Origin of the sequence: Anaerolinea thermolimosa (assembly GCF_001050195.2) — a bacterium.
GTDB classification, from domain to species: domain Bacteria; phylum Chloroflexota; class Anaerolineae; order Anaerolineales; family Anaerolineaceae; genus Anaerolinea; species Anaerolinea thermolimosa.
Genome location: NZ_DF967966.1, coordinates 286,993 through 298,947, shown reverse-complemented (window position 1 = coordinate 298,947; position 11,955 = coordinate 286,993). Strand labels below are relative to the sequence as shown.

The 11,955-nt window shown below is 57.9% G+C and carries 11 protein-coding genes; 10 read left to right on the top strand and 1 reads right to left on the bottom strand.

What is annotated here, in order from left to right; translation table 11 throughout:
- Positions 1-185: 185 nt before the first annotated feature.
- From ATHL_RS16740 to ATHL_RS16705, 8 genes are all read left to right on the top strand, one after another.
- Entirely contained in the window at positions 186-518 is a 333-nt protein-coding gene (locus ATHL_RS16740; RefSeq protein WP_062196128.1) for a YbjQ family protein, read from the top strand.
- A gap of 200 nt (positions 519-718) precedes the next feature.
- Positions 719-1,771 carry a BMP family lipoprotein gene (locus tag ATHL_RS16735; RefSeq protein WP_062196127.1) on the top strand — a complete coding sequence of 351 codons (1,053 nt, stop codon included), beginning with the start codon at positions 719-721 and terminating at the stop codon, positions 1,769-1,771.
- 189 nt (positions 1,772-1,960) lie between these two features.
- Positions 1,961-2,818 carry a sulfurtransferase gene (locus ATHL_RS16730; RefSeq protein ID WP_062196126.1) on the top strand — a complete coding sequence of 286 codons (858 nt, stop codon included), beginning with the start codon at positions 1,961-1,963 and terminating at the stop codon, positions 2,816-2,818.
- Positions 2,815-3,240 carry a SufE family protein gene (locus ATHL_RS16725; protein WP_062196125.1) on the top strand — a complete coding sequence of 142 codons (426 nt, stop codon included), beginning with the start codon at positions 2,815-2,817 and terminating at the stop codon, positions 3,238-3,240. Before ATHL_RS16730 ends, ATHL_RS16725 begins: the two co-directional genes overlap by 4 nt.
- 143 nt (positions 3,241-3,383) lie before the next feature.
- Positions 3,384-4,946, top strand: coding sequence for an ABC transporter ATP-binding protein (locus ATHL_RS16720; protein WP_062196123.1), 1,563 nt, complete (start codon positions 3,384-3,386; stop codon positions 4,944-4,946).
- Between the two features lie 13 nt (positions 4,947-4,959).
- Positions 4,960-6,243: an ABC transporter permease gene (locus ATHL_RS16715; RefSeq protein ID WP_062196121.1), complete on the top strand. Its 1,284-nt coding sequence runs from the start codon at positions 4,960-4,962 to the stop codon at positions 6,241-6,243.
- Entirely contained in the window at positions 6,244-7,512 is a 1,269-nt protein-coding gene (locus ATHL_RS16710; RefSeq protein WP_062196119.1) for an ABC transporter permease, read from the top strand. It abuts the gene before it with no gap.
- Between the two features lie 39 nt (positions 7,513-7,551).
- Positions 7,552-8,043, top strand: a complete 492-nt coding sequence (locus ATHL_RS16705; protein WP_062196117.1) for a DinB family protein — start codon at positions 7,552-7,554, stop codon at positions 8,041-8,043.
- Positions 8,044-8,166: 123 nt separating this feature from the next.
- Here the strand turns inward: ATHL_RS16705 and ATHL_RS16700 are convergent, their stop codons facing one another.
- Positions 8,167-9,534 (bottom strand): hypothetical protein, encoded by a 1,368-nt coding sequence (locus ATHL_RS16700; RefSeq protein ID WP_062196116.1) that lies wholly within the window; start codon positions 9,532-9,534, stop codon positions 8,167-8,169.
- A gap of 203 nt (positions 9,535-9,737) precedes the next feature.
- Between ATHL_RS16700 and ATHL_RS16695 the strand changes: the two genes are divergently transcribed.
- The gene (locus ATHL_RS16695; protein ID WP_062196115.1) at positions 9,738-10,682 is read left to right on the top strand and encodes an ABC transporter ATP-binding protein; all 945 of its coding nucleotides are present in this window, start codon (positions 9,738-9,740) and stop codon (positions 10,680-10,682) included.
- Positions 10,683-10,693: 11 nt separating this feature from the next.
- Complete coding sequence (locus ATHL_RS16690) at positions 10,694-11,944, top strand: ABC transporter permease (RefSeq protein ID WP_062196108.1); 1,251 nt, start codon at positions 10,694-10,696, stop codon at positions 11,942-11,944.
- Positions 11,945-11,955 lie beyond the last annotated feature (11 nt).

Here is an 11,955-nt window from a genome sequence, read left to right as displayed (position 1 = left end):
TGCCTACTGGCAGTATCACGCCCGGTGCAAACCTCACCCCCTCGGCGACCCCTACACCCACCCCCTGAGGGGCTTTCCTGCCTGGAAGAGCTGTGATCAAGCCAGAGTGAACGGCTTGACGCTTTTTTGATACCCCCGTGCTCCCAGTTCCCCTATAATCGAAAAAGAAGAAAGGAGTAGTCCCGATGGATGAAAAGATGGTCACGACGGCCTTTGGTTTTGAGGGGTACCGGGTGGTGCGCAACCTGGGGGTGGTGCGCGGGGTAACGGTGCGCTCTCGGAGCATTGTGGGAAATTTTGTAGGCGGGATTGAAACGATCTTTGGTGGGAACATCACCACATATACCGAATTGTGCGAACACGCCCGGCAGGAAGCCTTCGAGTTGCTTATCCGTCATGCGGAAGAGCGGGGCGCCAACGCCATTCTTGGAATGCGCTATGACGCCAACGATGTGATGGACGGAGTGACTGAGGTGCTGGCCTATGGGACGGCGGTGGTGGTTGAGAAAGTCGTCTGATGATCCCGGGTGGGGGAGAACTGGCCAAAGAACAGGATGAACCTCACCCCAGGGGGAACAGAATTTCTCTTGTAAACCCTCTGGATACTCATTATACTTAAACCAGTTGAACGTTTAGCGGTAAACCAGGGTTCAGCAAGCTGACCCTGGTTTTCCTGCCAAGCGTCATTCCATTCTCTTTTCTCTTGGAGGAGAAAAAAATGAAAAAGCTTTCCCTGTTTCTGGCCGTCGTGGTAGTCCTGTCGCTCGTGTTGAGCGCCTGCCAGCCGGCCGCAACCACTCAGGCCCCGGCGGCGAAGAAAAAGATCTGCCAGGTGACCGACACGGGCGGTATCGATGACAAATCCTTCAACGCCACCGCCTGGAAGGGCGCTGAAATGGCGCAGAAGGAACTCGGGTGGGAAGCCAAATACCTCGAGTCTAAAGAAGTCGCCGACTATGAGAAGAACATCAACGCTTTCCTGGAAGAAAAATGCGACCTGATCGTGACGGTGGGCTTCTTGCTGGGCGATGCCACGAAAGCCCTGGCTGAGGCCAATCCCAATGCCAAATTCTCCATTGTGGACTTTTCCTATGATCCCCCGGTTGCCAACGTGGTGGGGCAGGTCTTTGCCACGGATGAGGCGGCCTTCCTGGCGGGGTACCTGGCGGCTGGCATGACCAAGACCGGCAAAGTGGGCACCTTCGGTGGTCTGTCCATCCCCACGGTAACCATTTTCATGGATGGTTTTACCCGCGGCGTCAAGTACTACAACCAGCTGAAGGGCACGAACGTGGAAGTGCTGGGATATGACCTGAATGACCCCAACAAGGGGCTGTTCACCAACAGCTTCGATGATCAGACCAAGGGTAAGGAATTTGGTATCACCCTGATGGACGAAGGTGCAGACATCATCATGCCGGTGGCCGGCCCGGTGGGCCTGGGTACTGCCGCTGCCGTCAAGGAACGCGGGAATGCCCTGATCATCGGTGTGGACTCTGACTGGTACCTCACCGCCCCGGACTATGCCGATATCACCCTGACCTCGGTGATGAAGTTCATGGACGTGACCACCTTCAACGTGGCCAAGTCGGTGGAGGATGGCACCTTCAAGGGCGGCACCAACGTGGTGGGTACGCTGGCGAATGGCGGCGTGGGCCTGGCCCCCTATCACAACCTGGATTCGAAGGTCCCCGCTGAGCTGAAGAGCGAGATCGAACAGCTCAAGAAAGACATCATCGACGGCAAAATCAAACTGGCCGATATCAAGTAGTCGGTACGATTGGTTTGGATCAGAGACCTCCTTCCGCAGGGAAGGGGGTCTTTTTTTAGCGGGGTAGAGGCATTCCGACTGCATGCTCCAGGAATGCGTTTGCCCTTTTTTACGCCCTCAAAATATTGACAAAACTTATCCGATTTTTTATAATATTTAAGAATAAATCCTTAAAAAAGAGGCCTACCTATGGTGGAGAGTTATGCTCATCCTGAAATGCTGGTGGAAACCGCGTGGGTTGCCGAACACCTGAATGACCCCACAGTGCGGCTGATTGAGTCCAATGAAGATGCCCTGCTCTACGAGACGGGGCACATCCCCGGTGCAGTGAAGGTGGACTGGTTCACCACCCTGCAGGACCCTGTGCGGCGTGATTTTTTAAGCCAGGACGGGTTTGAAAAACTCTGTTCTTCGCTGGGGATTGGCAACGAGACCACCGTGGTTTTTTATGGAGATAAGAATAACTGGTTTGCGTGTTACGCTTTCTGGTTGTTTTCTTATTACGGCCACGAGCATCTGCGCATTATGAACGGCGGGCGGCAGAAGTGGGTGAAGGAAGGCCGCCCACTCACCAAAGAGGTTCCTTCCTACCCGCCCACAGGTTATCAAGCCAAGCCGCCGGTGCGCGAGATCCGCGCCTTCCGGGAGGATGTTTTTGCGCATGTTTCGGCGAATAAACCTCTGGTGGATGTGCGCTCACCTCAGGAATATACGGGTGAACTGTTACACATGCCCAATTATCCTCAAGAGGGCGCCATGCGCGGTGGGCACATCCAGGGGGCGGTTAACATTCCGTGGTCGCTGGCCGTAGACCCGGAAACGGGCACCTTCAAACCCCCAGCCGAACTGCGAAAACTGTTCGAGGAGAAGGGCATCGGGCCTGATCGTGAGGTGATTGCCTACTGCCGCATCGGGGAGCGCAGTTCTTTGACGTGGTTTGTGCTGAAATATCTGTTGGGGTATCCGCAGGTGCGGAATTATGACGGTTCCTGGACAGAATGGGGCAACCTGGTTGGGGCACCTATCCGAAAGGGGGCCACGCCATGAATTTGCCGGCCCGCCTGGCTGAGATTGTGGAAGACTTCCGCCTGTGCGAAGGGCGGGAGAAGCTCGAACTTTTGCTCCAGTATGCCGAAAGCCTGCCTCCCCTGCCAGGGTGGCTTCAGGGGAGGGAGATGGAAATGGAGGCTGTGCCTGAATGTATGACTCCTGTCGCTGTGGCGGCTGAGATCCGCGAAGGGGGAATGCACTTCCATTTTAAGGTGCCTGAAGAATCGCCAACGGTGCGCGGGTTCGCGGCGATTATCGCCGAGGGGCTAAAAGGCGCCTCACCTGAAGCGGTGCTCGACCTTCCCGCCGATTTTTACCTCGCCATGGGGTTGCAGGAGGTGCTCACCTCACAGCGGATGAACGGGATGTCGGCGATTGTGGCGCACATCAAACGGCTGGCGGTAGAGCAGATTCGTTAAGCGCCGGAAGTTGCCGGTCGTGGGGAAGGGCAGGGCAGGCTTCATCCTGCCCTGCCCTCGGTTTTAACTTATCAGACAATTGCGTTTTTCCTGCCTGGTTTATGTTACAATACAGGCAACCTTTTTCCGTTTAAGGAGTAGGGATGCCACCTGTCCTGGAACTCAAAGGAATTACCAAGCGTTTCCCGGGGGTGCTGGCAAATGATCACATCGATCTGACCCTCAACGAGGGGGAAATTCTCGCCTTGCTCGGTGAGAACGGCGCCGGGAAATCTACCCTGATGAACATTCTCTACGGTCTGTATCAACCGGATGAAGGGGAGGTTTTCATCAGGGGAGAGAAGATCACCATTCATTCACCCATTGACGCAATTCGGGCCGGGATCGGCATGGTGCATCAGCACTTCATGTTGATCCCGGTTTTTACTGTCACTGAGAACATCATGCTGGGGGCCGAGTCGGTGCGTATGGGTGATTTTCTCGACCGCCCCGCGGCTGCGGCGCGTATCCGGGAAATTTCCAGTCGGTATGGCCTGGAAGTTGACCCGAATGCCTATGTGCGTGATCTTCCTGTAGGGGTGCAACAGCGGGTTGAGATCATCAAACTACTCTACCGCGAAGCCAATATTCTGATCTTCGATGAACCTACTGCTGTGCTTACTCCGCAGGAAGCCGATGAGCTTTTTGTCATCATGCGCGAACTGGCCCGGCAGGGGAAATCGATCATTTTTATTACCCACAAACTGCGCGAAGTGCTGGATGTGGCCGACCGTATTATGGTTATTCGGCGCGGCGCTGTGGTGGGTGAGACGGTGCCCGCACAGGCTGACCGTCAGACGCTGGCTGCGATGATGGTGGGGCGTGAGGTGCGGCTGGAGGTTGAAAAGCGCATTGCCCGCGCCGGTGATGTGGTGCTTGAAGTGCACGATCTGGTGGTGACTGACGCGCAGAAGCAGATCACCGTGGACGGGGTGAGCTTTGATGTGCGCGCGGGAGAAATCCTGGGCGTGGCCGGGGTGCAGGGCAACGGTCAAACCGAGCTGGTCGAAGCGGTGACCGGTCTGCGCCAGCCGGTGAGCGGCTCAATCCGTTTACTGGGTCAGGATGTGACCCGCGCCACCCCGCGGGAAATCATTGAACTGGGTACGGCCCACGTCCCCGAAGACCGTCAGCGCGATGGCCTGGTGCTTTCTTTCCCGGTGGCAGAGAATATTGTCTTGTGCACCTATTACAAGCCGCCTTTTGCCAGGGGGGTGCAGTTGCAACGGGAGATCATTTACGAAACTGCCAACCGGCTGATTGCCGACTTTGACATCCGCACGCCGAGCGCTTCCACTACGGTGGGCTCTCTTTCGGGTGGGAACCAGCAGAAGGTGATCATTGCCCGCGAGTTTTCGCGCCCCATTCATCTGCTGGTGGCTTCGCAGCCCACGCGCGGGCTGGATGTGGGTTCGATTGAATATATCCACCAGCGAATCGTCCAGAAGCGCGATGAGGGCTGTGCGGTGTTGCTGGTTTCTCCTGAGCTGGATGAAGTCATGGAGCTTTCTGACCGAATTGCGGTGATGTACCGGGGAAAGATTGTGGCCATCGTGCCGGCAGAGAGCGCCACCAAATCGTACATTGGCCTCTTGATGGCTGGCGTCAGCCCTGAGCAGGCAGGCGCCCCGCAGGAGGGAGAACGCATCGTCGAGTCGACGTTCTAAACGGGGTGAAATTGTGAGCAAACCAGAAAATAAACCCGATGTTGGTAAAGTTTTCCTGGAAGAGGTGACCCGCCCCCCCGTGAACGAACGGGTGCGTGGGTGGCAGCGCGTGGGCCGGGTGTTGCTGGTGCCGGCCCTGGCGGTGGTAACGGGGCTTTTACTGGGCGCTGTGCTGATCATTTTGACCAGTGAATCCGTCTGGGAGGCTTTTCGAGTCTCTCTGGGCAGTGGGTTGGTGACTGCATGGAATACCATCGTTCAGGCTTATACGGCCCTGTTTACCGGTGCCCTGGGTGACCCCGTGCGTATTGTGCAGGCATTCCAATCGGGCGACGCGCTGGAAATTCGGCGCGCGCTCAACCCCATCCCTGAAAGCCTGGTGAATGCCACCCCCTATATTTTCGCGGGTCTGGCGGTGGCACTGGGCTTTCGCTCAGGGTTGTTCAACATTGGCGTAGAAGGCCAGCTCTTCATGGGAGCGGCCGCGGCCACGTATGTGGGGTATGCAGTAAAGGGCCTGCCGGGTTTCATCCACATGCCGCTGGCTTTTCTGGCCGGTGCGCTGGGCGGGGCCGTCTGGGGGTTCATCCCTGGCTGGCTTAAAGCCAAGACCGGCGGGCACGAGGTGATTAACACCATCATGATGAACTGGATTGCCTTCCGCCTGACCGAATGGCTGCTCGGTGGCCCCATGACTCGCCCCGGCTCCGGTGGTCTGCCCATCAGCCCGATGATCGAAAAAACGGCAGAAATACCGCAATTCTTTCCCGCCCCCATCCGCTTCCATCTCGGGTTCTTTATCGCCCTGGGAATGGCATGGCTGGTGCACTGGCTGCTCTTCAAAACCACCTGGGGGTTCGACCTGCGCACGGTGGGAGCCAACCCCAACGCGGCGCGGTATGCTGGCATGAACATTACCCGCAACATCATCCTCGCCATGACGCTTTCGGGCGCACTGGCGGGCATGGCGGGGGCCAATCAGATTCTGGCGGTCAACCGCAGTATGGCGCTGGGTCTCTCGCCGGGCTACGGCTTCGATAGTATTGCACTGGCGCTTCTGGGCAACAGCACACCCGTGGGCGTGATCCTTTCTTCTCTGCTCTTCGGCGCACTGCGCAACGGCGCCACCCGCATGGAACTCCTGCGTATTCCCAATGACATCGTCTCGATCATCCAGGCGCTCATCCTGGTGTTTGTCGCGGCACCGGCGATCATCCGCACCATTTACCGGGTGAAAGTGCCCAAAGAGGCTGAAGAAGCGGTCTTCGTTGGAAGCTGGGGAGGAGGAAACAAGTAAATGGCTACCATCGTCGTTCATCGAAAATGGGAAGCTGTCTCTCCCACACGCCAGCGGGTAATGGGCCTGGTGGAGCTTGGTTCTGCGCTGATCATGCTGCTGGTCTTCACCCTTAAGGTGCAGCCCGGCCAGATGGCAACCTTTGTGATGACCCCCGGCGGGCTGACCCAGGGCATTGCCGGCAACTGGGTGGTACCGGCGTTCAGCACCCTCATGGCTCTCACCGTGGTGAACTTCCTGCTCGGCATGGTACAGCTCGTACGTGGTTTTGGGCGCTGGACGAACGCCGTGCTGGGAGTGGTGGTGGCTTTCTTCGTGTTCAGTTTTCTCACCTGGGCCACCGCGGGCAAGTCGCTTAATCTGCTGGGCATGCTCAGCGCGGCAGTATTGCTGGCCGTGCCCATCATCCTGGGGGCGTTCTCGGGCGTGCTGTGCGAACGCGCCGGGGTGGTGAACATCGCCATCGAAGGTATGATGCTCATGGCGGCCATGGTGGGCGCGCTGGTGGGCAGTGTGACCAAAAATATGTGGATGGGTTTGCTGGCGGCAGTGGCTTCGAGTGTGCTGCTGGCCTGGGTACACGCCGTCCTCTCGATTAAATACAAGATCAATCAGATCATCTCCGGCACAGTGATCAACATCTTTTCCACCGGAATGACCTCTTACCTTTCCTCAAAGTTCCTGCAAACGTATCAGGAACTGAATAACCCGCCGATCTTCCCGCGGGTTCCCATTCCACTGCTGGCCGATATCCCCATCCTTGGGCCGCTTTTCTTCAACACCAACCTTTTCGTTTACCTGGTTTTCCTTCTGCTAATCATCCTGCAGGTGGCACTCTTCACCACCCGCTGGGGATTGCGCCTGCGCTCGGTGGGAGAACATCCGAAAGCCGCCGACACACTGGGAATTAACGTCTTTGCCACCCGCTATATGGCCGTCTTGCTCGGCGGAGTGGTGGCAGGCATCGGCGGGGCGTTCTTTACCCTCGGTTCGGTGGGGCGCTTTGATGAAATGATGACCGCCGGAAAGGGCTTCATCGGGCTGGCAGCGATGATCTTTGGAAACTGGACCCCCCTCGGGGCCTTCTTCGCCGGACTGCTCTTCGGCTTCACCGATTCGGTGGCCACCAAATTGACCATTCTGGGCACGGGCATCCCGATCCAGTTCATGGCCATGGCTCCCTACATCACCACCATGGTAGTGCTGGCCGGGCTGGTGGGCCGCGGGCAAATGCCTGCCGCCGACGGCACCCCTTACGAGAAGGAATAGGCCGGGCCAGAGCTTAACCCGCCTGAAAGGATTATCTCCATGAGCTCGTTTGTGCAGAGGCAGTTTCAGACGCTCTTTGCCTATCACTGGCATACCACACGGCGACTGCTGGATTGCGCGGCAAAACTCAACCCGTCGGAGGTTACCGCAAATCCCGGCTACGGGCAGGGCTCCATTCATGCCATCTTTTTCCACCTGCTGCGCACCGATTTTCTCTGGCGGCGGCGGTTGGAAACCGGTGAACGCCCTCAACCCCCGGCGATTGAGACATACCCAACCCTCGAAGCCTTACGGGAAGGGTTCGAAAAAGAAGAGCAGGCCTGGCAGGCCTTTCTGGAACGGCTGACTGAAGAAGAGATCATCGGGGGCGTCCGGCTGGCCGATCGGAATGGGGTAATGCACGATTTTCTCCGCTGGCGCGTCCTTCAACACGTCATTCTGCATGGCATGCAGCACCACGCTGAGCTGGCCCAGCTTCTCACCGCCAGGGGGCAATCGCCGGGCGATATTGATTTTATTTTCTTCGGATAGCTCAACAAGAAGAGGATCAGGCTCTCGATGAGTTTGATCCTCTTCAGTTATTCCATTAAAAAACCCGGCTTGCCCCCTGGCCGGTATGAATTGAACTCCCCACTTTGAATAAAGGTCGTTGTTTTACCCGGTAGGCTCGCTTTCGTCCGCCGGGCAGCAGCGGTATTCCTGCGATTTCTCCAGCAGTTCAATCTTGCGGGCGAGGAGTTTGTTCTCCAACGCCAGGCGTTCTAGCTCCAGCTTTTCTCTTTCGACAACCTCTGGTTCACAGATGCCACAATCATCCATACAGCTTTTAACAATGACTCCCGCAGTTGGAATGGAGGTTTCGCGCTCGTAGTTGATTTCGGTCTGGAGGCGCCTGGAAACTTCACCGCCGGGTTTTTCGATGAGCCCCTGGCGGACAAGCTGGGCATCCACCTCGGCCAGCGCTTTGGCGCGCAGGTCATCGCTGATGGGTTGTTGAAAACCCACCGGGCTGGCAGCTGTGCCAACCAGCACCTGCCCGAATGCCGCCGCGCGCAAGTTGGCCACCTGCTGAGGGTTCGAGCTGACGGAAGCCAGCGAACGCAGCCGAACTTCGCTGGTAATGGCGGCTTCCTGAATTTCAAGGCGTTTGGGGCTGGTGGCAGGAACCTCCTGCGGCACAGCGGCTACCCCACCCACCGGACGGAAGGGGTTGGCGGGCACCGGCATGGGGGTCACAGGGTCGAGGACACGCCGTTCGATGCTTACCAGCTCAAACTTAATCGTCTCGGTTTTATTGAGGCGGTAAAACAGGAAAGTGACCGCATGACAGCGGTTGGGATTGCTGAACTCACGCGAGGACGCTTCGAAATGATCCTCCGATTCACCTTCAGCATGGGTGCGTGAAGAGACCTCACCGATGGAGAGCGAATGAGCTTTGCGCGTGGCTTCCACAGAAAGGTTATCGGCCATCTGAGCGTGGGCGCGGTGCTCACGCAGATAGTCGCGGGTGGATGAAGCGCTGTGGCTACCGCGGGCGTTGGTGCTGGCACTGGCCGAGAGGAAGCCAATGGAGCCGCTGGCATCACCGTGGAAATCCCACTTGCCCTGTTCGGAGTAGTTATCGGAGCCGCGGTCGGTGACGTTTTCATCGGCCATGAAGGCACGCAGGGAGCGCAGGCGATACTGATCTTCCGAGATCTGTTCGCTGCGATAGCTGAGCTTGCTTTCACTGTCGAAACTGAACCGGCTGCGTCGGTCGGTGGTGGCGAGCCGCACCTTTTCTCCGGGGAGGAGGGTGGTGGAATACACCAGATCGCCCAGGGCAAGCGGCCCAGGGCAGCGCGAGAAACGTGTATGGAGGATCACCTCTACCTGGACGATTTGCCCCTGCTCGGTGCGCACACTGGTAGGGAAGATGAGGTGTCGGCGGAAGTCGAGCACATCGCACGTGGATGATGTCTTCAGGTCGGGGCAGCAGGGAATATCCTGATATTTGGTGATCACCGGCTCCTGTTTGAGCATAAGAAAACCTCCATTCCAAATTATAGACATTTTCGATCCAAAATATATTATACACCTCTGTCAGGAATTACAACCTACGTTTTGTTAATGCTCGCGTCTGCAGAGACCGGAGACCCTCATCTTTTTCTCTCGAATGGGACAGGAAGCGAAACTTTAGAGGAAAACTTTCGTACAATAAATAGAACACCCCGAGAGGAGAACCCATGCCACCCATTCTGGAAGTCCACGATCTGGTCAAAACGTATGGCGAGACACTGGCGGTGAAAGGCCTGTGCTTTTCAATTGCTGAGGGAGAGATTTTTGGGCTGCTCGGGCCAAATGGCGCCGGGAAGACCACCACCCTCTCCATCCTTTCCACGCTCTTCCCGCCTACTTCTGGCGATGCAATCATTGGGGGGTTCTCGGTGGTGAAACAGGCCGATCAGGTGCGGCGGCTCATCGGGATTGTCCCGCAGGAAATTGCCCTTTATGAAGACCTGAGTGCCCGTGAAAACCTGGTGTTCTGGGGGCAAATGTACGGGCTGGCGGGGAAAGAGTTGCGCCAGCGGGTCAACGCCGTGCTGGCGCAGACCGGCCTGCAGGAAAAAGCTCATCATCGCGTGCGGACGCTCTCTGGCGGGATGAAGCGTCGGTTGAACATCGGGGTGGGGTTGCTTCACCGCCCGCGCATGCTTTTTATGGACGAACCCACCGTCGGCATCGACCCGCAATCTCGCCGGGCTATTCTGGATACCGTCAAAGAACTCAACCGCCAGGGAATGACCATTCTCTACACCACCCACTACATGGAAGAAGCCCAGGAACTGGCACACCGGGTGGGGATCATCGACCATGGCGAGTTGATCGCCCTGGGAACCCAGGCAGAGCTGGTTCGGCAGGTGGGAGAGCTACAAACCCTGAGGTTGCAGTTCGAAGAAGACCAGAGTGTGGGGGCGCTGGCTGAGCCATTCACTCGCCTGCCAGGGGTGGTGCGGGTAAAAGCCGAAGATCACAGCCTGGCTCTGCTTGGCGAATCGGCTGAGAAAATGCTCCCCCCGGCGGTTCAGCTCTGCGGTGAGGTTGGCCTTAGACTGCGCACGGTACAGATCCAGGAACCGAACCTGGAAGCGCTCTTTCTGCACCTCACGGGCCGCGCCCTGCGCGATTGAGGGGTCAGGCCGTGAAGAAAACACTCCTGCTTGCCATCAAAGATCTGAAGCTGGCCTTCCGCGACCGGGCGGCCATCCTCCTCATGCTGGCCGCGCCGTTTCTGCTCACCCTGGGGTTGGGACTGATCACCGGCAGGTTGAGCGCCCCATCGGGAGCCTCCTCGGGGTTACGCGACATCCCCGTTCTTCTGGTCAACCAGGATGACGGAGAACTGGGCCAGGCCCTCGTCGAGGTGTTTCAGTCAGACACGCTGGCCGAACTGCTCGAACCCCGCCTGGTCACAGACGTTGCTGCCGCGCGCCAGGCCGTGGACGAAGACCGGGTAGCCGGGCTTGTGCTGATACCGGCGGGTTTTTCGCACAGTGTGTTTACCCCGGGAGCACGGGTGCTTCAGATTGAGCTGTATGCCAGTCCATCCCGCCCCACCAGCGCCGGCATTGTGGAAGCCATTCTGGAAGAATTCCTCACCCGGGTGGAAGAAGGACGAATCACCGGAATGACGGCCACGCTCTCGATGCTGGAAAGCGGCTGGCTTCTACCCGCCGAGGCTGAAACGGTTGGCCGTTCGATGGGCAGGGAGCTTGCCGCCCGGGAAGAAGCCGGAGAAACCCCTCTCAACCTTGTTGTGAAGGGCACGGCGGCAGCCGAACCCCAGAGCTTTGACGTCATGGCATATATGGCACCAGGAATGGCGCTTTTGTTCCTGATGTTTACCGCCACCTACGGGGGGCGAACTTTCCTCGCCGAGCGCCGCCAGCACACCCTCCAACGGCTGCTGACCACGCCCACCACAGTGGCGCAGGTTTTCGGCGGGAAGATGCTTGGAACGTTCCTCACCGGGGTGCTTCAGCTGGGCATTTTGATCGGCGCGAGCAGTTTGCTTTTCAACCTGAAGTGGGGAGACTTTGTGGGCGTTGTCGCGCTTATCCTTTGCGCTTCCTTTGCCGCCACCGGCTGGGGATTGCTGATCACCGCCTTCGCCCGCACTCCCGGCCAGGTGGCCTCGATCGGTTCGGCCCTGATGCTGACGTTCGGCATTCTGGGGGGAAGCTTCATCAACCTTGAAATGCTCCCCCCGTTCGTTCAAATCCTCAGCCGCCTCACCCCTAACGCCTGGGGGCTGGACGGCTTCACCATTCTGGCACTTGGAGGTACACTGGCTGACCTTGGTCGTGTGCTGACCGCGCTCCTGGGAATGGGTGCAGTGCTCTTTGCGGTCTCGGTGGGGTTGTTCGCACGCAACCGCAATCTGGTTCAATAAGGGAGAATGAG

What these genes read in the sequence shown, in the direction of transcription:
- ATHL_RS16740 (WP_062196128.1), top strand. Translation starts at nt 186, where the DNA reads ATGGATGAAAAGATGGTCACGACGGCCTTTGGTTTTGAGGGGTACCGG.
- ATHL_RS16735 (WP_062196127.1), top strand. Translation starts at nt 719, where the DNA reads ATGAAAAAGCTTTCCCTGTTTCTGGCCGTCGTGGTAGTCCTGTCGCTC.
- ATHL_RS16730 (WP_062196126.1), top strand. Translation starts at nt 1,961, where the DNA reads ATGGTGGAGAGTTATGCTCATCCTGAAATGCTGGTGGAAACCGCGTGG.
- ATHL_RS16725 (WP_062196125.1), top strand. Translation starts at nt 2,815, where the DNA reads ATGAATTTGCCGGCCCGCCTGGCTGAGATTGTGGAAGACTTCCGCCTG.
- ATHL_RS16720 (WP_062196123.1), top strand. Translation starts at nt 3,384, where the DNA reads ATGCCACCTGTCCTGGAACTCAAAGGAATTACCAAGCGTTTCCCGGGG.
- ATHL_RS16710 (WP_062196119.1), top strand. Translation starts at nt 6,244, where the DNA reads ATGGCTACCATCGTCGTTCATCGAAAATGGGAAGCTGTCTCTCCCACA.
- ATHL_RS16705 (WP_062196117.1), top strand. Translation starts at nt 7,552, where the DNA reads ATGAGCTCGTTTGTGCAGAGGCAGTTTCAGACGCTCTTTGCCTATCAC.
- ATHL_RS16700 (WP_062196116.1), bottom strand. Translation starts at nt 9,534, where the DNA reads ATGCTCAAACAGGAGCCGGTGATCACCAAATATCAGGATATTCCCTGC.
- ATHL_RS16695 (WP_062196115.1), top strand. Translation starts at nt 9,738, where the DNA reads ATGCCACCCATTCTGGAAGTCCACGATCTGGTCAAAACGTATGGCGAG.